This is a genomic window from Dactylosporangium sp. CA-139066 (assembly GCF_050936175.1).
Classification (GTDB): Bacteria; Actinomycetota; Actinomycetes; order Mycobacteriales; family Micromonosporaceae; genus Dactylosporangium.
Genome location: NZ_JBNJNH010000001.1, coordinates 7915078 through 7933011, shown reverse-complemented (window position 1 = coordinate 7933011; position 17934 = coordinate 7915078). Strand labels below are relative to the sequence as shown.

General features: G+C 74.8%; 21 protein-coding genes. 8 read left to right on the top strand and 13 right to left on the bottom strand.

The features are described from left to right. Positions 1-3 precede the first annotated feature (3 nt). Positions 4-897, bottom strand: a complete 894-nt coding sequence (locus tag ACQEVU_RS36270; protein ID WP_433331700.1) for an EamA family transporter — start codon at positions 895-897, stop codon at positions 4-6. Positions 898-952: 55 nt separating this feature from the next. Between ACQEVU_RS36270 and ACQEVU_RS36265 the strand changes: the two genes are divergently transcribed. Beyond that, positions 953-1441, top strand: coding sequence for a MarR family winged helix-turn-helix transcriptional regulator (locus tag ACQEVU_RS36265; RefSeq protein WP_433331698.1), 489 nt, complete (start codon positions 953-955; stop codon positions 1439-1441). A 20-nt stretch (positions 1442-1461) separates the two neighbouring features. Here ACQEVU_RS36265 and ACQEVU_RS36260 read toward each other — a convergent pair whose 3' ends face one another. Together ACQEVU_RS36260 and ACQEVU_RS36255 are read right to left on the bottom strand one after the other, a co-directional pair. Beyond that, positions 1462-2193, bottom strand: coding sequence for a methyltransferase domain-containing protein (locus tag ACQEVU_RS36260; RefSeq protein WP_433331696.1), 732 nt, complete (start codon positions 2191-2193; stop codon positions 1462-1464). Between the two features lie 30 nt (positions 2194-2223). Further along, positions 2224-2565 (bottom strand): hypothetical protein, encoded by a 342-nt coding sequence (locus tag ACQEVU_RS36255; protein ID WP_433331694.1) that lies wholly within the window; start codon positions 2563-2565, stop codon positions 2224-2226. Between ACQEVU_RS36255 and ACQEVU_RS36250 the strand changes: the two genes are divergently transcribed. Genes ACQEVU_RS36250 through ACQEVU_RS36235 form a run of 4 tightly spaced genes read left to right on the top strand, consistent with a single transcriptional unit; the run spans position 2564 to position 4962 of the window. Beyond that, complete coding sequence (locus ACQEVU_RS36250) at positions 2564-3190, top strand: dihydrofolate reductase family protein (protein ID WP_433331692.1); 627 nt, start codon at positions 2564-2566, stop codon at positions 3188-3190. The two genes, ACQEVU_RS36255 and ACQEVU_RS36250, sit on opposite strands and share 2 nt — an antisense overlap. A gap of 12 nt (positions 3191-3202) precedes the next feature. Next, on the top strand, positions 3203-3538 hold the full coding sequence (locus ACQEVU_RS36245; protein WP_433331690.1) for a YciI family protein: 336 nt from the start codon (positions 3203-3205) through the stop codon (positions 3536-3538). Continuing rightward, on the top strand, positions 3535-4755 hold the full coding sequence (locus ACQEVU_RS36240) for an RNA polymerase sigma factor (protein WP_433331688.1): 1221 nt from the start codon (positions 3535-3537) through the stop codon (positions 4753-4755). Before ACQEVU_RS36245 ends, ACQEVU_RS36240 begins: the two co-directional genes overlap by 4 nt. Positions 4756-4782: 27 nt before the next feature. Further along, positions 4783-4962, top strand: a complete 180-nt coding sequence (locus ACQEVU_RS36235; protein ID WP_433331686.1) for a hypothetical protein — start codon at positions 4783-4785, stop codon at positions 4960-4962. Positions 4963-5100: 138 nt separating this feature from the next. Here the strand turns inward: ACQEVU_RS36235 and ACQEVU_RS36230 are convergent, their stop codons facing one another. The 5 genes from ACQEVU_RS36230 to ACQEVU_RS36210 all read right to left on the bottom strand — a co-directional run bounded on the left by ACQEVU_RS36230 (position 5101) and on the right by ACQEVU_RS36210 (position 9734). Further along, a complete protein-coding gene (locus ACQEVU_RS36230; RefSeq protein WP_433331684.1) occupies positions 5101-6087 on the bottom strand; it encodes a hypothetical protein in 987 nt (328 codons plus the stop codon). A gap of 95 nt (positions 6088-6182) precedes the next feature. Further along, positions 6183-6995, bottom strand: a complete 813-nt coding sequence (locus tag ACQEVU_RS36225) for a polysaccharide deacetylase family protein (RefSeq protein WP_433335218.1) — start codon at positions 6993-6995, stop codon at positions 6183-6185. A gap of 362 nt (positions 6996-7357) precedes the next feature. After that, positions 7358-7990, bottom strand: coding sequence for a PilZ domain-containing protein (locus ACQEVU_RS36220; RefSeq protein ID WP_433331682.1), 633 nt, complete (start codon positions 7988-7990; stop codon positions 7358-7360). Positions 7991-8144: 154 nt separating this feature from the next. Continuing rightward, a complete protein-coding gene (locus tag ACQEVU_RS36215; protein ID WP_433331680.1) occupies positions 8145-9080 on the bottom strand; it encodes an alpha/beta hydrolase in 936 nt (311 codons plus the stop codon). A 3-nt stretch (positions 9081-9083) separates the two neighbouring features. Beyond that, entirely contained in the window at positions 9084-9734 is a 651-nt protein-coding gene (locus ACQEVU_RS36210) for a GDSL-type esterase/lipase family protein (RefSeq protein ID WP_433331678.1), read from the bottom strand. A 67-nt stretch (positions 9735-9801) separates the two neighbouring features. Here ACQEVU_RS36210 and ACQEVU_RS36205 point away from each other — a divergent pair, with 67 nt between their 5' ends. Genes ACQEVU_RS36205 through ACQEVU_RS36195 form a run of 3 tightly spaced genes read left to right on the top strand, consistent with a single transcriptional unit; the run spans position 9802 to position 12813 of the window. Then, positions 9802-10923, top strand: coding sequence for an alpha-hydroxy acid oxidase (locus ACQEVU_RS36205; RefSeq protein ID WP_433331676.1), 1122 nt, complete (start codon positions 9802-9804; stop codon positions 10921-10923). Then, entirely contained in the window at positions 10916-12196 is a 1281-nt protein-coding gene (locus ACQEVU_RS36200) for a PLP-dependent aminotransferase family protein (protein ID WP_433331674.1), read from the top strand. Before ACQEVU_RS36205 ends, ACQEVU_RS36200 begins: the two co-directional genes overlap by 8 nt. After that, positions 12193-12813, top strand: coding sequence for a 4'-phosphopantetheinyl transferase family protein (locus ACQEVU_RS36195; protein ID WP_433331672.1), 621 nt, complete (start codon positions 12193-12195; stop codon positions 12811-12813). Before ACQEVU_RS36200 ends, ACQEVU_RS36195 begins: the two co-directional genes overlap by 4 nt. On the opposite strand, the gene ACQEVU_RS36190 is transcribed toward ACQEVU_RS36195, so the two are convergent. From ACQEVU_RS36190 to ACQEVU_RS36170, 5 genes are read right to left on the bottom strand one after another with little or no spacing between them, the layout of a single operon-like run. Next, on the bottom strand, positions 12794-13567 hold the full coding sequence (locus tag ACQEVU_RS36190) for a 2-hydroxy-acid oxidase (RefSeq protein WP_433331670.1): 774 nt from the start codon (positions 13565-13567) through the stop codon (positions 12794-12796). The two genes, ACQEVU_RS36195 and ACQEVU_RS36190, sit on opposite strands and share 20 nt — an antisense overlap. Before the next feature lie 2 nt (positions 13568-13569). Further along, positions 13570-13854: an acyl carrier protein gene (locus tag ACQEVU_RS36185; protein WP_433331668.1), complete on the bottom strand. Its 285-nt coding sequence runs from the start codon at positions 13852-13854 to the stop codon at positions 13570-13572. Positions 13855-13883: 29 nt separating this feature from the next. After that, entirely contained in the window at positions 13884-14807 is a 924-nt protein-coding gene (locus ACQEVU_RS36180) for a 3-oxoacyl-[acyl-carrier-protein] synthase III C-terminal domain-containing protein (RefSeq protein WP_433331666.1), read from the bottom strand. Continuing rightward, a complete protein-coding gene (locus ACQEVU_RS36175; RefSeq protein WP_433331664.1) occupies positions 14804-16300 on the bottom strand; it encodes a hypothetical protein in 1497 nt (498 codons plus the stop codon). Before ACQEVU_RS36175 ends, ACQEVU_RS36180 begins: the two co-directional genes overlap by 4 nt. Next, positions 16293-17924: an AMP-binding protein gene (locus tag ACQEVU_RS36170; RefSeq protein ID WP_433331662.1), complete on the bottom strand. Its 1632-nt coding sequence runs from the start codon at positions 17922-17924 to the stop codon at positions 16293-16295. Before ACQEVU_RS36170 ends, ACQEVU_RS36175 begins: the two co-directional genes overlap by 8 nt. Positions 17925-17934: the final 10 nt, after the last annotated feature.

Here is a 17934-nt window from a genome sequence, read left to right as displayed (position 1 = left end):
AGGCTACGGCGCGGTGGCGGCCTTCAGCAGTGTCGACTTGCCGACCTTGAGCGACGTTGCCGCGCCGGCCACGACCGCGGCCAGGACCAGGGCCGCCCCGGCGAGCTGGCCGGCCGACAGGGACTGGCCCAGCGCCGCCCAGCCGGCGGCCGCCGCGACCACGGGGCTCAGCAGCCCGAACAGCGTCACCTGGGCCGGCGCCATGGTGGTCACGCCGCGGAACCACAGGAAGTACGCCCCGGCCGTCCCGGCCAGCGACAGGTACGCGAACCCGGCCAGGTTGCCCCAGCCCAGCGCCGGCGGCGGGCCCTCGACGAGCAGCGCGACCGGGGCGAGCAGCAGTCCGCCGAAGGTGAGCTGCCAGCCGGTCAGCGCGAGCAGTGCGGTGCGCCGCGCGGCGAAGCCCTCGGGCACGCCCCAGCGCCTGCCGAGCACGGTGCCCAGCGACATCGACACCATGCCGCCGGCCGCGGCGGCCAGCCCGATCGGGTCGAGCGCCGTGGAGGAGCGCAGCACGAGCAGCGCGACGCCGGCCAGCCCGGCCGCGCCGGCGAGCAGCACCCGGGCCGCCGGGCGCTGCCCGAGCAGGCCGAAGGCGAGCCCGGCGACGACGAACGGCCCGAGCGCGCCGAGCACGGCGGCGACCCCGCCCGGCAGCCGGTAGGCGGCGACGAACAGCAGCGCGAAGAACAGTCCGATGTTGAGCGTGCCGAGCACGGCCGCGCGCCACCACCAGGCGCCCCTGGGCAACGCCCGGCCGGCGGCCATGAGCAGCAGGCCGGCGGGCAGGGCCCGCAGCGTGCCGGCCAGCAGCGGCCGGTCGGGCGGGAGCAGCTCGGTGGTGACGAGATACGTGGTCCCCCACAGCACGGGGGCGATCGCCGTCAGGTTCCTCATGACTAAGTAGCTTACCACTAAGCTACTTACACGCAAGTGAGTGTTAGGATGAGGCGTGGACGACGTCGACCGGATCGTGGCGCAGTGGGCCCGCGAGCGCCCGGAGCTGCAGACCGAGGCGATGGCCGTGTTCGGCCGGATCTACCGGCTGGCCCGGGTGCTCGGCGACCGCCAGGAGAAGGTGTACGGCGCGCTCGGCATCAACCGGGGCGAGTTCGACGTGCTCGCCACCCTGCGCCGGGCGGGGGAGCCGTTCCAGCTCTCGCCGAAGGCGCTCAGCGCGTCGCTCATGCTCACCACGGGCGGGATGACCGGCCGGCTGGACCGCCTCGAGCGGGCCGGGCTGGTGACCCGCTCGCCCGACCCCGACGACCGCCGCGGCCTGGTCATCACGCTGTCCGCGCACGGCCGCGAGGTGGTCGACGAGGCCGTGGTCGCGGGGCTCGACGCCCAGCGCGAGGTGCTCGAGCGCCTGCCCGAGGCGTCCCGGCGCCGCCTGTCGGCGCTGCTGCGCGACCTGCTCGCCGCGGTCGACGGCCCCTGATCGGTCGACGCACCTTACCGTCAGACCGTGGCGGTGGCGACCCACATCGTGAGCGTCGCCAGGAAGTCGCCGCGCTCGCCGGCCTCGCTCAGCGCGCCGAACCACTCGTCGCGCAGCTCCGGCGGGATGAGGCCGGCCTCCGGCGGGACCATGGGGTTGACCATGGGCAGCACCGTCGCGGCGGACAGGGGATCGGCGAAGTACAGCGCCACCGGCACCGCGGTCACCTCGCGCAGCCCCGCGCGCACCAGGCGGCGGCGCAGGGTCCGGCCCATGTCGAGGTGCTGACCCACGACCGTGGCCAGCAGGTGCCGCCGCTCGGCCGCGACCAGGTGCGCCGGCAGCCCGTCGACGGCCACCGACTCCCAGTCCGTGTCGACCAGGCACACCCGCCCGCCCGGCCGCGTGACCCGGGCCAGCTCGGTGACGGCGGCGTCGGGGCGGCGCAGGTGCTGCAGGACGCGCTCGCAGCGCACGGCGTCGAAGTACCCGTCGGGGAAGCCCAGCGCCGTGACGTCGCCCTCGCGGTAGTCCAGCGCGACGATCTCGCCGGTGCCGCCGAGCCGGGCGGCCAGCAGGCGGGCCACCTCGCCCCCGGCCCCGCCGGCGTCGAGGATGCGCTGCCCCGGCTCCAGGCGCAGGGCGGCGAAGGCGACCTCGCGCACGCGCTGGATCTCGGGGTTGGCCGTGACCAGGTCGGCGTAGGGGTTGCCCTCAACATCGTCGGCCATGCCGCCAGTCTCGTGCAGCACGACCGAAAGTGTTGACCCGCGAACGGATCGTCAATCCGACACTGGTCGCTGTATCAACCCCAGGAGCAGTCCGCGGTACCGCGGGAAGCCCGGCACCTCGGCCTGCGGATCCTTGGCCCGCTCGTCCCACCGCCGCAGCGCCACGGCATCGCCGGCGTAGGGCAGCGCGGCGAACCGCCCGGCCTGCTCGGCCGACATGGGCCCGCCCTGCATCGTCAGCGTGAACCGGCTCGCCTCGGAAAGCTGGTCGTAGTACCCGGGCTCGACCGCGCACAGGTACCGCTTGGCCGCGACGTGCAGCCGCACCGGCCCGCTTTCGGCCGCGCCAACCCGGCTGTCGATTTCCGCCCGGCCGGTTCGCCGTACAGGCATGCGAACACTCCTGGTGACCATGTTCCTGTCCCTCGACGGCGTCCTGCAGGCGCCCGGCGGCCCCGACGAGGACCGCGACGGCGGCTTCGAGCACGGCGGGTGGGCCGTGCCGTACTTCGACGAGCCCCTCATCGCCCGCATGGCCGGCCTGGTCGGGCGGGCCGGCGCGCTGCTGCTCGGGCGGCGCACGTACGAGTCCTTCGCCGCCACCTGGCCCCTCGCGGGCGACGACGACCCGATCGGCGCGACGATGAACCGGTTGCCGAAGTACGTCGCCTCGCGCACCCTGGACTCGGTCGGCTGGCGCAACGCCACGTTGCTCGCGGGCGACGCGGCCGCGGCCGTCGCCGCGCTCAAGGCCGGCGACGGCGGCGAGATCCAGGTCCACGGCAGCGGCGACCTGGTGCAGACCCTGCTCGCCCACGACCTCGTCGACGCGTTCCACCTGGTGACGTTCCCGGTGCTGCTCGGGCGCGGCAAGCGGCTCTTCGCCGCCGGGACCGCGCCCGCCGGCCTCGAACTGGTGAACACGGCGGCGTCGGCGACCGGCGTGGTGGTCAGCACCTACGCGCGGGGTGGCAGGCTCGAGTACGGCGCGATGGGACCCGAGACGGGCAACTGGTGAGGTGGGACGGGCATGCCGCAGTACGCAATCCTGATCTATGAAGCCGAGACCCTTGGCGGCGTGGCCGACTTTCCGCCCGAGGTCATGGAGGCCAACCTGCGCGCCGGCGAGGAGATCGCCGCGATGGGCGTGCGCGTCGTGCACGAGCAGGCGCTGCAACCGGTGGCGCAGGCCCGCACGATCCACAAGGGCGGGCTGGTGACCGACGGGCCGTTCCTGGAGAGCAAGGAGGTCATCGCCGGGTTCTTCGTCGTGGAGGCCACCGGCCTGGACCAGGCGGTCGCGGTCGCCAAGCTGCTGCCCATCATGGACGGCGCCGTCGAGGTCCGCCCGCTGCTGGAGCCATGACGCCGGCGGAGCGGGCGGTCGCGGACGCGCACCGTCGCGAGTGGGCCGCCGTGCTCGCCGCGACGGTGCGCGTCACGCGCGACCTCGACCTGGCCGAGGAGTGCGTCCAGGACGCCTACGTCGACGCCCTCGAGGCCTGGGCGCGCGACGGCGTCCCGGACCGGCCGGGCGCGTGGCTGACGACGGCCGCGCGCCACAATGCCCTGGACGCGGTACGCCGCAGCCGCACCCTCCAGTCGAAGCTCCACCTGCTCGTCGAACCGGCGCCGTCCCCGCCGGCCCATGACGACACGCTGCGGCTGGTGTTCCTGTGCTGCCACCCGGCGCTCGCCCCGGACGCCCAGGTCGCGCTGACGCTGCGTCTGGTGTGCGGCGTCGCCACCCCGGACGTCGCCGCCGCCTTCCTGGTCTCCGAGCCGACGATGGCGGCCCGGCTCACGCGCGCCAAGAAGAAGGTCGCCGCCGCACGCATCCCGTTCCGCATGCCCGGCGCCGCCGAGCTGCCGGCCCGCCTGGACGCGGTCCTCGCCGTCATCCACCTCCTCTTCACCACCGGCCACACCGCACCCAGCGGCCCCGCCCTCACCCGCGACGACCTCGCCGGGCGCGCGCTGGACCTGGCCCGCCTGCTGCACCGGCTGCTGCCGCGGGAGCGCGAGGTCCGCGGCCTGCTCGCCCTGCTGCTGGCCGGCCACGCCCGCCGCGCCACCCGCACCGGGCCCGGCGGCCGCCTGCTGCGCCTGGAGGAGCAGGACCGCTCGGCGTGGGACCGCGGCGCCATCGCCGAGGCCGACGCGCTCGTCGTCGGCGCGCTGCGCGGCGGGCGGCCCGGCCGGTTCGCGCTGCAGGCCGCGATCGCGACGCTGCACGCGGCGGCGCCCAGCTACGCCGAGACCGACTGGCCGCAGATCCTGGTGTTGTACGGCGAACTGCACCGCGCCTGGCCGTCCCCGGTCGTCGCGCTCAACCGGGCCGTGGCGGTGTCGATGGTCCACGGCCCGGCCGCCGCGCTCGCGGAGATCGACGCGCTGGAGCGGGCCGGCGGCCTGGAGGGCTACCGCTACCTGCCGGCGATCCGCGCCGACCTGCTGCTCCGCCTCGACCGCCCGGCCGAGGCGGCCGAGTCCTACGACCGCGCGATCGCCCTCGCCGGCAACGACGCCGAACGCGCCTTCCTCACCGCCCGCCGCGCCGGCCTCCCACACCGGTCGCCGTGACCGCCGCCTATGCCAGACTTCCCGATCATGGACACCGCTGACGTGTGGCGCCTGGTCGAGCGGGCGCGGGGCGAGCTCGGCGACGCCGCGGCCGGCCCGGACCTCGTCGCCGAGCAAATGGTGGAGCTGCTCGCCCGGGAGGCACCCGAGCGGATCGTGGCCTTCGCCCAGCCGCTGACCGGCCTGTTCTACGGCCCGGCCGGCTGAGGCGGCCGCGGGTTTGCAGCGGCGGCGGCCGCGGCTGACCGGCCTGTTCTACGGCCCGGCCGGCTGAGGCGGCCGCGGGTTTGGAGCGGCGGCGGACCGGCAACCACGAATATCGAGGTTGCCGGCCCCCGTACCGCCCTATCGACTGCGGAGGTCGGCGAGCGCCTCGCCGGGGTGCGCAGCCTCGGACGCCTTCGGGCGCAGGCTGCGCACCTCGAAGTACAGCAGGAGCAGGGCCAGCGCCGCGAACACCGCGTGGCTGACGGGTGTGATCACCGGGCCGTCGCCCATGAACGGCTTCATGAAGAACGAGTGCCAGGCGTACGTCAGCGTCGCCCCGGCGGCCAGCGCCAGGCGGTGCGCGGCGCCCCAGCCGTCCCGCCGCGACCAGTGCAGCACCGCGCCCGCCAGGCCGCCGAAGACGAGCACCATGAGCCCGACGGTGACCCAGGTCGGCACGGCGTCGGGCAGGCGGAACAGGCCGCCGGCGACCAGCGTCAGCACCAGGACCGCCGACGGCGCGGGAACGCGGCCGGTCCGCCGCTCGACCCGCCGCGGCAGGCGGAACGCGAGGACGATCAGCGCGACCGCGACGACGGCGGCGCCGGCCAGGCGCGGCCACGGCGCGACGAAGTGGTCGTTCGACAGGGTGCCCACGACGTTGAGCAGCGCGCCGAGCACGCACAGCACGCCGGCGACGACGAGGCCGGTCGTGCGCAGCCACGGCGTGGTGCGCGTCGCCGGGGTCAGGTTCTCCACCAGGGCGATCGGCACGCTGATGCTCCAGATCGTGTGGACCGCGAGCACCGTGATCGTCCACGGGACCGAGATGCCCAGCCCCGGCACGAACCAGTGCTGCAGCAGGTGCAGCCCCGCGTAGTCCGGGTTGAACAGCGACTGCGTGACGAGGCCCTCCTCGACGACGCCGTAGGCGAGGGCCAGCGTCAGGATCGTGGGCCAGCCGCGCCCGGTGCGCCGGGCCGCTTCGCGGATGAGGATCGCGCCGCCGCCGTACATCGGCGCGAGGAACAGCAGCGCCGGCAGCGCGTTGAGCCCGAAGTCGCCGAGCAGGAACTCCGCGACCAGCGGCGAGAGGAAGAACAGGGCAACGGCGTTCTTTCGCATACCGGCAGCGTGCGCCGGCCCGCGCCCGCGCAGCAGCGTCGTGTGTACGCGATCGGCCGGTACAAATGTCACCGCGCCGCTCCGCGCGGCCGGCGCTACCCGCCCAGCGCGACGAACTGCAGCCCGCGGGCCTGCAGCGCGGGGATCACGGTTTTCAGGGCGGTGCAGGTCTGCGAGCGGTCGCCGCCCCCGTCGTGGCAGAGCAGGATCTGCCCCGGCCGCGCCGCGAGGAGCCGGTTGGTGATGGCCTGCACGCCCGGCCGCGTCCAGTCGCGGGGGTCGTCGCTCCAGTTCACCGGCACCATCCGGGAATGCGCGGCGGCGGCGAAGACCGCCGGGGAGACGGCCCCGCCGGGCGAGCGGAAGATCGCCGGCGTGTGCCCGGTGGTGTCGTGGATCTTCTCCTGGGCCCGGTCGATCTCCTGCTGCACCCGGTCCGGCGGCATGTTCGCGATCGACGCCGGGTGGCTCCACGTGTGGTTGGCCACCTGGTGCCCGGCGGCGACGATGTCGCGGGCGACCGGCTCGTGCCCGAGGACCTGGTTGCCGATCAGGCAGAACATCGCCGGCACACCGAAGCGCTCCAGCAGGCGCAGCACCTGCGGGGTCCAGGCCGGATGGGGCCCGTCGTCGATGGTCAGCGCGACCGCGTTGTCCGGGAACGCCGGCCCCGGCACGATCTTGCGGTACTCCGACAACGTGAACACCGGCCGCGTCAGCGCATCCATGGGACTCGGCGAAGGACTCGCGCTCGCGCTCGGGCTCGGCCCGGCCGACGGCGCCCCCGGCGGCGGGGGCGGGGCCATCGCCGCGGACACCGGCGGGCGCGCCCCGGCGTCGGAGTCGCCGGCGATGAGGGCGGCCCCCGTCGCGGCGAGCCCGGCCTTGATGAGGTGCCGGCGCGTCACGGTGGTCAATGCGTCCTCCGAAGATGTTCAACGTCCTTATTGCACCATCTCACGTGTCCAGACGCGACGACACGGAGATCCGTTGCTCCGATCCCGCCGTCTCACGCCGCGTGTAGGCCCGGCTGCATCGTGTGCAGCGCGCGGCCCGCCAGATCCGGATATATCGCATTTGTCGCCGGCCGCCGACTGTGACATCACGAACGCAACGCCGCCCGTGAAGGCGCAACGCCCCCAGAGCCGAGCGCAGCCCTCCACCGCGACCAGGGCCGCCCACCGACCCGCGCACCAAGACCGCCCGCCGACGCGCCCAGACCTGGGAGCCCGGCACAACCGGTTGTCTGGACAGGTCGCGGCAGTGCGGCTCATCGGCCGGCGAGGTCGCGTTCGCGGCGGCGCTGCTCGATCTCCCAGGAGTACACGAGCTGGCGGATGAGCTGCGCGACGCGCTCCTCCGGCTCGTAGGTCAGCACGATCTCGGCGAGCCCGTCGTCCGTGTCACGCGTCGCGTGGACGACGCCGATCTGGTCGCAGCGGTCCGCGCCGAGCGGCAGCGACACCGCGACCAGGTCGCCGATCCGGAACATGCGCTCCGGGTCGTGGCAGCGCACGCCGCCCTCGCTGAGGTCCACCACCTCGATCTCCAGCGACCGCGACGAGCCGGCGGCGGCGAGGCGGATCGGCGTGCCGTGCGCGCCGCGCACGAATCGGCGGCGGGTGTTGCGCACGACGTCGCCGACGATCTCCAGCTGCCAGCGCTTCGGGCTCTCCTTGGTGATGCCGACCAGGCGGACGGGCAGGATCGAGCGGTTGCGGGTGGTGTTCGTCCAGAACACCTGGAGCTCGGCGCCCTCTTCCGGCGGCTCGACATCGCCCGCACCGATCGGGGCGGCGATGGTGAGCGCGGTGCCTTCGAGGTCCTCCACCCGGGTCTTGTAGGACGCATCGCCGGAGCCGGCGACGTAGAGGAGACCGTTGACGCTAGGACGATCAGTCATGGCCCGTTCCCTTCGACGGCTCGAAGGTAGCGGGCCGTCGAAGGGAACACCGTTGCCACGGCCGGTGCAGGATCGTTGCAGTAGCCGAGCGACTCAGCCGGCCCCAGAGCGGCCGGCACCCGGGCGCCCCCGGGCCATAACGCAGTTGACGGCGTCAGTCGAAGAACCAGATCCGCAGCTGCTTGGCCGCCTGGGCGAGAGCGACCCGGCCGGCCTCGAGCGTGCCCGACATCGCGAAGAACCCGTGGATCATGCCCTCGTAGCGGGTCACGGCGACCGGCACCCCGTCGTGCGCGAGGCGGGCGGCGTAGCGTTCGCCCTGGTCGCGCAGCGGGTCGTACTCGGCGGTGATGACCAGCGCGGGCGGCAGGCCGGCGAGGGACTCGGCCAGCAGCGGCGAGGCGAGCGGGTTGTAGGCGTCGTCGGCGTCGGGGAAGTAGTGCGAGCGGTACCAGGCGACGGAGTGGTGGTTGAACAGGTACGGGTCGTCGTTCTCGCGCATCGAGTCGTCGTCGGCGGTCTGGTCGGTGTTGGGGTACACCAGCAGCTGGCCGACGAGGGACGGGCCGCCCGCCTCGGCGGCCATCAGGGTCAGCGCGGCGGCCAGGTTGCCGCCGGCGCTGTCGCCGCCGACGGCGACGCGCTCCGGGTCGGCGCCGAGCGCGGCGGCGTTGCGCACGACCCACTCGGTGGCGGCCCAGCAGTCCTCGACCGCGGCCGGGAACGGGTGCTCGGGAGCGAGCCGGTAGCCGGGCACGGCGACGATGCAGCCGGCCGCGTTGGCCAGGTTGCGGGCGATGCCGTCGGCGGTGTCGATCGTGCCGAGGACCCAGCCGCCGCCGAAGAAGTACATGAGCACCGGCAGGCCGGGATCGGCGCTGGGGCGGTAGACGCGCAGCGGCAGCTTGCCGCCGGGGCCGTCGAGCCAGTGCTCGGTGACCTCGTGCACCTTCTCGGGGGTGCCGCCGGCGGCGCGGATCGAGGCGAGGTCGGCCGCGCGGGCCGCGTCGAGGGTCATCGTGTAGAGCGGGGCCACCCCGTCGCGTTCCTTGGCGTCGCGCATCGCTCGCACCTGCGGGTCCAGCGGCATCGATCACTTCCCCCCGTCGGCCGTCGTGAGCTGTCCGGCGAGCGCCTCGATGACGGCCGCCGCTGCGATCCTATGGCTGTGGGCGTTGCCGTGTAACCCGTCCTCGCCGGTGAGGACGTCGCCGCGGGCGATCGCGGGGTGCCCGGACAGGTCGGCGTGGACCGTGCCCAGGGCCGCGGCGAGGGCGTTGGTGCGCCGCGCCAAGCATGCCATGCGAAGCGCGAACCCGGCGGCGAGCCAGGCCGGCATCCGTGGATATTCCCGCATGACGAACACCGAAACCGTGATGACGCGGGCGCCCGCGGCCTGCAGCGGGCGCACGATCGCGGCCATCGCGGCGTCGACCGCCTCGGCGCGGTGCTCGTAGCCGGGCCGCATGGCGTCGTTGGCCCCGCAGACGAGCAGGGCGAGGTCGGGGCGGAACGCGAGGGCCGGTGAAAGTTGCACGGCGAGCACCTCGGCCGCGCGCAGGTTGCGCCGGCCCAGGTTGAGGTAGGCGAGGCCGGGGGCCGTCGCCGCGAGCTCGTCGCGCACGAGATCGGCGAAGCCGCCCGGCTCCTGTACGACGCTGTCGCCGAGCACGGCGAAGCGGCGCCACGGATGGCCGTCCAGCGCGGCCGATTGGGGCGGTCGGGACGCATATTCCGGTGCCATGTAGGCCTTTCGGCTCATGCCGGAGCGGGCGGGGTACCGATAGGCTATCGCCTATGAGGCCCGGGCGGTGACACAGCTGCAGACCGGGCTCCCGCTCACCGCATCGGACTACCGCCGCGACGCGCAGCGGCTCGTGGGCGCCGAGGTGTGGGACTTCATCGAGGGCGGCGCCGAGGACGAGCGCACCGTCGCGGCCAACCTGCGCGCCTTCGACCGGGTCCGGCTGCGCCCGCGCGTGCTTGCCGGCGTCTCGGATGCCGACACGAGCGTCTCACTGTTCGGCACGACCTACGCGACCCCGATCGGCGTCGCGCCGACCGCCTACCACCGGCTGATCGACCCCGAGGGCGAGGTGGCCACGGCCCGGGGCGCGGGCGCGGCCGGCGCCCTGTTCGTCGTGGCCATGTTCGCCAGCCGCACGATCGAGGACATCGCCGCGGCGGCCGCGTCCGGGGTGTGGCTGCAGCTGTACCCGCTGCTGCGCCGCGACGTGATGCGGTCCCTCGCCGAGCGCGCCGAGCAGGCCGGCTACCGCGCGCTGATGCTCACCGTCGACGTGCCGCGGATGGGCCGGCGCTGGCGGGACATGCGAAACGGCTTCGCGATCGGCGGGGACGTCGCGGCCGTCAACATCGACCCGGCCGTGATGGCCGAGTCGCACCGCCGCGACCCGGGCGGCACCTCGGCCATCGCGCGGCACACGGCCGGCTCGTTCGACGCGGCCATGAGCTGGGACGACCTGGCCTGGCTGCGCGGCTGCACCCGGCTGCCGCTGGTGCTCAAGGGCATCCTGACCGCCGAGGACGCCCGGCTCGCCGTCGAGCATGGCGCCGACGCGATCGTGGTCTCCAACCACGGCGGGCGTCAGCTCGACGGCGCCGTGGCCAGCCTCGACGCCCTCGCCGAGGTCGCCGACGCGGTCGGCGGGGCGCGCCCGGTGCTTTTCGACGGCGGGGTGCGCCGCGGCGCCGACGCGCTCGCCGCGCTCGCCCTCGGCGCGCGCATGGTGCTGCTGGGCCGCCCGCCGCTGTGGGGCCTGGCCGCCGGCGGCGCCGACGGGGTCGCCGGCGTGCTGCGCACCGCGACGCAGGAGCTGGCCCACGCCATGGTGCTGGCCGGCCGGGCGGCGCTGCCCGGCCTGGACCGCACCGCGATCCGCCCGACATCGCTGGCTGGAGGCGATGCGTGACATGGTGACGCTGTCGCGCGAGGAGCTGCACACCTCGGTCGTCGACCCGGTGTCGGCGTCGATGAACTTCCTCAACGAGGTCGCCTCGCGGTTCCCGTCCGCGATCTCGCTGGCCGCGGGGCGCCCGTTCGACGAGTTCCACTCGGTCGGCGACATCGACAAGCACATCCAGGCGTACCTCACCCACCTGCGCGAACGCGGCCTGGGCCCGGCGCAGAGCCGGTCGCTGCTCACGCAGTACGGCCGCACCAACGGCCACGTCGGCGACCTCATCGCCCGCATGCTCGACGTCGACGAGAACATCCAGGTCCCGGCGGCCGCGGTCATGGTGACCACCGGCTGCCAGGAGGCGATGGTCATCGCGCTGCGCGGCCTGTGCGCCGGCCCGGACGACGTCGTGCTGGCCGCCGAGCCGTGCTACGTCGGGCTCACCGGCGCCGCGCGCATCCTCGGCGTCGAGGTCGTCGGGGTGCCCGAGTCCGAGGACGGGCTGCGGCCCGAGACCGTCCGCGCGGTCGCGGCCGCCACCCGGTCGCGCGGCAAGCGGCCCCGGGCGCTGTACCTCGTGCCGAACTTCGCCAACCCCTCCGGCGTCTCGCTGCCGGTCACCACGCGCCGGGCCCTGCTGGCCGCCGCGGCCGACGAGGACCTGCTGATCCTCGAGGACGACCCCTACGGCCTGTTCGGCCTGGACGACGAACCGCGGCCCACGCTCAAGTCCCTCGACGCCGACCAGCGGGTCATCTACCTCGGCTCGTTCGCCAAGTCGTACTTCCCCGGCGCCCGCGTCGGTTACCTCGTGGCCGACCAGCCCGTCGTCGACGCCGCCGGCCGGCACACGCTGCTCGCCGAGGAGCTGTCCACGGTCAAGAGCATGCTGACCGTGAACACGTCGGCGCTGTCCCAGGCGGTCGTCGGCGGCATGCTCATCGACTCCGGCTTCAGCCTGCGCACCGCCAACCAGGCGAAGATCGCGTTCTACCGCCACAACCTGGCCACGCTGCTGTCGGCGCTGCAGCGGTACTTCGCCGGCACCCCCGTGCACTGGAACAGCCCCAGCGGCGGCTTCTTCGTCGTCGTCGACGTCCCGGTGGACGCGAGCGAGGAGCTCCTCGAGGTCTCGGCGAGCGAGCACGGCGTGCTGTGGACCCCGATGCGGTTCTTCTACATCAACGGCGGCGGGGAGCGCGCGATCCGCCTGTCGTGCAGCGCCATCGAGCCGGAGCGCATCGACGAGGGCGTGCGCCGCCTGGCCGGCCTGCTCCTGCGATGAGCGCGACCGTCGACGTCTGGCTCGTCGACACCCGCGACCCGTACGACGAAACGCTGCTCACGCCGGCCGACCGCGCCCGCCGCGACGCGCTGCGCGATGCGCGGGACCGCCGCCGGTTCGCCGCCGCGCACGCCGCGCTGCAGCGGATCGTGGCCGGGCGGCTGGGCGGCGCCGCGGTGTGCTGGGTCCGCGGCCCCAACGGCAAGCCGGGCCTGCACGGCGACCCGCTGCGGGTCAGCCTGTCCCACGCCGGCGAGTACGCGCTGATCGCCGTCGCCGCGGACCGCCCCGTCGGCGCCGACCTGCAGGACCTCGTGCCCGGCCTGGACTGGGCGGCGCTGGCCCGACGGTTCTTCCCGCCCGCCGAGGCCGGGCGGGTCGAGGCCGCCGGGGCGGGGGAGTTCGCGCGGCTGTGGGCCCGCAAGGAGGCCGTGGTGAAGGCGGCCGGCGACCGGCTCACCCGCGGCCTGGGCCTGCCGGTGGCCGGCGATCCGGCGCCCGTGGTCGAGCACGCCGGCGTCGCCTACGCGGTCACCGACCTGCCGGCCCCGGACGGGTTCCGGGCCGCCGTCGCGCTGGCCGGCCCGGAACCGTTCGTCATCCGGACGATGAGCTGACGCATCCGAAGGAGCTGACGCAGAGGTACCGCAGCGCCGGGTCGTAGTCGGCGAGCACCACCGGCCCGTCGAGCGCGGCGAGGGCCTCCCACACGCCGGTCATCGGCTGGTCGGGGTCGGCGAGCATCACCGAGTCGGCCTTCACGTCCAGGTCCGCCAGGTGCCCGCCGAGGACCACCGTCGCCGGCCCGAGGTCGCCCAGCAGCGTCGGGACGTCGGCCAGGTCGACGCCGCGCACGATCCGCGGTACCGCGGCCGGCAGTGCGGACGGTCCCAGGTGGACGGCGACCGCGCAGTGCGCCGCCGGCACCTCCACCGCCACCCCCGGGTCGTACGGCAGCGAACGCTGCTCGGCGACGACGAGCAGCGCCCGCTCGTAGGTGCCGCAGCGGGCGTAGTCGAGCAGCAGCCGCAGCGCGGTGTGCGCGCCCGCGCGGCCCTGGTCCGACACCGCGAACGCCATCGGGCCGCCCGGGCACAGGTGGCTCAGGTACGTCGCCGTCGCCCGCCCCGGCGCGATGTCCGGGATGTCGTAGGCGAGCACCAGCGCGTCCACCGGCTCGTCCGGCAGCAGCGCGGCGGCCATCTCCCCGTACGACTGCCCGTCCGCCATGCCGCCGGCGAGTTCCAGCCCGTAGGCCGCGAGCGCGTCGCCGAGGTAGGTGGCGAGCTGCCCCGCGTGGACCGGGTCGGCCGCCTTCTCGGCGGCCAGCGGGAAGCGCCGCGCCACCGCGCGGCACAGCCCCCACGGCACGGTCACTCCTCGTCGAGCAGGTTGCCGGCGACGTACGCGGCGAGCGTGCCGACGGTCTCGAAGTCGTCGCGGCCCAGGTCCTCGACGCTGATCTCGCGCTCGAGCCGGTCCTCCAGCTCCAGCACCAGCTCCAGGCCGGTGGTGGAGCTCATGCCCAGGTCGTCCATGAGCGTGGTCGACTCGGACGCGTCGGGCACCTCCCGCCGCAGCACGCGGGGTAGCAGGGCGCAGATCGTCTCCACCACGTGCTCGCGCAGCGCAGGGTCGACGGTGGCGGTGTCGGACACGGCTATTCCTCCGGAGTGTGTGCGAGAGTTCAGTGCTCGAAGACCATTGCCGAGAACGTGGCGCCGCGCCCGGCGCCGGCGGCGGCGATCACGTAGCGGTCCCCGGGCCGCAGCAGGCCGCGCTCGACCGCGGTGCGGTGGTTGATGAACGCGTCGGCGCAGAACACGTGGCCGTAGTCGGCGACGTGCTCGAGCAGCACCCGGTCGAGCGGGTAACCGATCCGCTTGCAGGTGCGCTGCCACGCGATCTGGTTGACGTTGTGCGGCAGGATCACCGCCACGTCGGCGAGGTCGAGCCCGGCCTTGGCGACGGCGGCGGTGACCGCCTCGCCGAGCGCGTCGTGGTAGATGCGCTGGTACTCCGCGGCCACGTCGGCGTGGTCGCCGTCGAACTCGCCGCGCAGCCGGGCCACGTAGGCCAGCAGCCGGTCGCGCTCGCCGGACGCGGCGACGAGGCAGGCCGCGGCGCCCTCGCCGAACATCGACGTCTCCTCCACGAACTGCGCCTCGCCGGTGAACGCCTTCTCCCCGGCCAGGACCACGGCGAGGGCGTCGTCGCCGTCGGCCTGCAGCAGCCGCCCGGCGAGGTCGATGGCCAGCAGCCCGGACGCGCACGCCTGCTGCCCGACGGCGAACGCCTGCGCGTGGCCGAGACCGGCGGCGGCGAGCGCATCGTGCAGCGGGTTGTGCGGGTAGGGCACGACGACCGGGAACGTGCGCGCGTACAGCACGTACCGCACCCGCGCCGCCCGCTGCGGGCTCAGCGCGAGGTCGTCCAGCGCCAGGCGCAGCAGCCCGGTCAGCGACTGCGGGGAGCGGGCCGCGGTGCCGAGCTTGTGGTAGCGGCGGAACACCCGCACCTGCATCGGGGTCAGGTCGAACGTGTCGGCGTACGACTCGATCGGCACCCGGTCGGCGGGCACGAACGTGCCGACGGCGGCCAGCGCGGTCATCGGTCCTCACTTTCCAGCAGCAGAGCCGCCTCGTGTACCCCCAGTGCCTCCGCCTCGCGCACCAGCGCCTCGGCGCCGGCGGGGGAGAGCCGGCCCGCGTCGGTGAACACGGTGAGCAGGAAGCCGTCGGGTGCGTCGTCGACGTCGACGCTGAGCGGGTCGAACGGGTCGTCCTGCGCGACCGTCCAGCGGAAGCTCGCCGGGGGTGCGGCCCGCAGCTCGTCCGCGGTCGGCACCGCGCCGGCGAAGCCCTGCCGGGTGGCGACCCGGCGGTCGTTGAACCACAGCCCGGCCTCGGGGTCGGCGCCGAGCCGGTCGGCGAGCGCGGCGGCGTCGTCGGGGTCGACGTAGGCGTACTTGTAGGCGGCCATCGCGGCGGCCCCGACCCGGCGCAGCGCCTCGGCGTAGGGCACCCCGGCGACGTCGGCGGCGCAGATGCCGCGCTGCGCGACCATCGCCACGACGCGGTCGAGGCCGCGGCGGAACCGGTTGCTCACCATGGGCCGCAGCACCACCGGCGCGCCGTCGCCGGCAGCCGGGCCCATGCCCAGGGCCGCGCCCGCAGCCAAGCCACGTGCCGCGCCGGTGGCCGTTCCTGCGCTCGCGGTCGCCGCTCGCCGTGTCCCGGCGGCGGCCGCCATGGCCAGCAGCGTCATGAGGACCTGCGACGAGTCGACGTCGGCCCGCTCCGACAGCACGTGCAGGGCGACCGGCAGCGCCCGGGTGCGCAGCTCGCCGCGGTAGTACCGCGGACCGTCCACGGTGGACGGCGGGGGCGGCGCCGGCAGCCGGCGCAGGGTGCGCTCCCAGTGCCGCAGCGCCGAGGCGTTCTGCCGCCGGCCCGCCTCCGAGCCCTGCCAGCGCGCCTGCTCCAGCGGCGGCGTGCCGGTGTCCTCGGGCGCGGCGGCGCGGTCGGCGACCTCGGCCAGCAGGATGCGCCCGCCCAGGCCGTCGGTGACCAGGTGGGTCATCACCGTCGACAGGTGGGTGGGTGCGCCGCGGTGGCGGACCACGGCCATGCGGATCGGCCACTCCTCGACGAAGTCGTAGGGGCGGGCGCGGTCGCGGGCGTCGAGGGCGGCGACGAACGCCTCCGGGTCGCCCTCGTCGGGGCAGTCGTAGACCTCCAGGGCGATCGTGCCGCTCGCCGCCACGCTCTGCAGTGCACGGCCGGGCGGCAGGTCCGGCTCGGAGGATGGCTTCGCGCGGTCCGACCCGGACCCGCCGCCGGGAGCGAAGCGCAGCCGGGTGCGCGTCGTGGGGTACCGCCGCATGATCCAGCGCAGCTCGGACGCGACGTCCTCGACGCTCGTGCCCGGGGCCAGCCGCGACCAGCCGCCGATGGGCAGCCACGAGCGCTGGCGCAGGATGGTGCGCCACATCTCGCGCTGGCCCCACGACAGCTCGCCGAGCCCCGCCCCGGCCCCGGCGAAACGCACCGGGACGCGCAGGGCGGGCTCGGCGACGGGCGAGAGCGCCCGCACGTCAGGCATTCGCCATCTCGGCGAGGTGGCGCTGGCGCATGAGGAACTTGCGGACCTTGCCGGTCGGGCCGACGACGAGGTCGTCGTCGGGGAAGACCACGACCCGGCGCAGCGTCGCCCCGGCGGCCGGGGTGAGCGCGCCGCGGACCTCCTCGGTGTGGTCGAACGACGGGTCGGCGCCGGAGTGCAGGGACAGCAGCACGTCGGTGACGACCCGGCCGTCGGCGGTGCGGGCCGACACCACGGTGCAGTCGCGCACGGCGGGGATGGCCCGCAGGATCCGCTCCTCCGACATCGCGGTGTAGAGCCACTCGCCGCCGCCGAGGTCGATCGAGTCCACGGCCCGGTCGACGTGGTAGTAGTAGCCCTCCTCGTCGCGGTACATGAGGTCGCCGGTCAGGTAGTAGCCGGCCAGCCGGTTGCGGTAGGTGTTCACGTGGTCGTTCCAGTAGCCCGGCGCCAGCGTCGGCGACTTGAGGCCGAAGTGGCCGACCTGCCCGACCGGCACCTCCGCGCCCGTCTCGACGTCCAGCAGCGCCACGTCGGCGAAGACGTGCGGCACGCCGACGCAGCGGCCGTAGCGCTCGGTGTCGCTGCGGTGCGTGATGTGGAAGGCGGAGTGGCCCATCTCGGTCGAGCCGAGCCCGTCGACGAAGCTGCTGCCCTTGACCCGGGTCACGCCCTCGCGGGTGACGACGTTGCGGCTGCCGGCGTTGACCAGGTGCCGGATGTGCGGCTCGTGCGCGCAGTCGCCGGTGTTGAACCACAGCGACACCGACTCGAGCCGGTGCGCGTCGAGGTCGTAGCGGGCCAGCTCGGCCCAGGTGACCGCGAAGCCGAACACGCCGGTCGGCTGCCACCGCTCGATCGCCGACAGCACCGCCGCGCCGTCGTCCTGCCGGGACAGGAACAGCAGCTCCGAGCGGTTGCTCAGGGCGTGGTTGATGGTCATGATGCCGGCCGCGTGCGGCGCCGGCAGGGCGCTGAGGATGCGCTCGGTGCCCTGCGCGCGGGGGCCGCCGAGCCGGATGCGGCGGGTGGCGTGGAAGAGGCTCGCGTGCGAGTGCACGACCGCCGTCGGCATCCGGGTGGTGCCCGAGGAGTGCGTGATGGCGATCGGGTCGTCGGGGTGGTGGCGGAACGCGACCGGCGCCGCGGCCGGGTCGCCCGTGCCGGTCTGCGCGACGTCGTGCACGGCGATGCCGGCGAGGTCCTGACCCGCCAGGCGCTCGCGGTGCTCGGCGTCGGTGAGCAGGGCGACGCCGCGCAGCTTGCGGATGTACTCGGCGGCGATCTCGCCGGGGATGTTCGGGTTCATCAGCGCCGGGATCGCGCCGAGCCAGGTCAGCCCCATCCAGTTGAGGAAGCAGTCGGCGGCCGTCGTCACGTAGATCGCGACCGGGTCGCGGCGGCGGATGCCGGCGGCGCGCAGCCAGGCGGCGCGCGCGGCGGCCCGGGTGTACAGCTCGCCGAGCGTCAGCCCGTGCCACGCCGGGAAGTCGTCGACGGGGGTGTCGAAGGCCATGCCGGGCCCGTCCAGCGGCGCGCCGTGCTCGATCAGCTTGTGCAGCACGTTGCCGGCCCCGACGCTCGGGTCGGCGGCCAGCGCCGCGCGGATGTTCGTGGACGCCATGGTGTCTCCT

Coding starts and splice junctions, on each gene's coding strand:
- ACQEVU_RS36170 (WP_433331662.1), bottom strand. CDS start 17,924: ATGGCGTCCACGAACATCCGCGCGGCGCTGGCCGCCGACCCGAGCGTC.
- ACQEVU_RS36235 (WP_433331686.1), top strand. CDS start 4,783: ATGGACACCGCTGACGTGTGGCGCCTGGTCGAGCGGGCGCGGGGCGAG.
- ACQEVU_RS36195 (WP_433331672.1), top strand. CDS start 12,193: ATGAGCGCGACCGTCGACGTCTGGCTCGTCGACACCCGCGACCCGTAC.
- ACQEVU_RS36215 (WP_433331680.1), bottom strand. CDS start 9,080: ATGCCGCTGGACCCGCAGGTGCGAGCGATGCGCGACGCCAAGGAACGC.
- ACQEVU_RS36245 (WP_433331690.1), top strand. CDS start 3,203: ATGCCGCAGTACGCAATCCTGATCTATGAAGCCGAGACCCTTGGCGGC.
- ACQEVU_RS36255 (WP_433331694.1), bottom strand. CDS start 2,565: ATGCCTGTACGGCGAACCGGCCGGGCGGAAATCGACAGCCGGGTTGGC.
- ACQEVU_RS36240 (WP_433331688.1), top strand. CDS start 3,535: ATGACGCCGGCGGAGCGGGCGGTCGCGGACGCGCACCGTCGCGAGTGG.
- ACQEVU_RS36200 (WP_433331674.1), top strand. CDS start 10,916: ATGCGTGACATGGTGACGCTGTCGCGCGAGGAGCTGCACACCTCGGTC.
- ACQEVU_RS36210 (WP_433331678.1), bottom strand. CDS start 9,734: ATGGCACCGGAATATGCGTCCCGACCGCCCCAATCGGCCGCGCTGGAC.
- ACQEVU_RS36230 (WP_433331684.1), bottom strand. CDS start 6,087: ATGCGAAAGAACGCCGTTGCCCTGTTCTTCCTCTCGCCGCTGGTCGCG.
- ACQEVU_RS36180 (WP_433331666.1), bottom strand. CDS start 14,807: ATGACCGCGCTGGCCGCCGTCGGCACGTTCGTGCCCGCCGACCGGGTG.
- ACQEVU_RS36175 (WP_433331664.1), bottom strand. CDS start 16,300: ATGCCTGACGTGCGGGCGCTCTCGCCCGTCGCCGAGCCCGCCCTGCGC.
- ACQEVU_RS36220 (WP_433331682.1), bottom strand. CDS start 7,990: ATGACTGATCGTCCTAGCGTCAACGGTCTCCTCTACGTCGCCGGCTCC.
- ACQEVU_RS36250 (WP_433331692.1), top strand. CDS start 2,564: ATGCGAACACTCCTGGTGACCATGTTCCTGTCCCTCGACGGCGTCCTG.
- ACQEVU_RS36270 (WP_433331700.1), bottom strand. CDS start 897: ATGAGGAACCTGACGGCGATCGCCCCCGTGCTGTGGGGGACCACGTAT.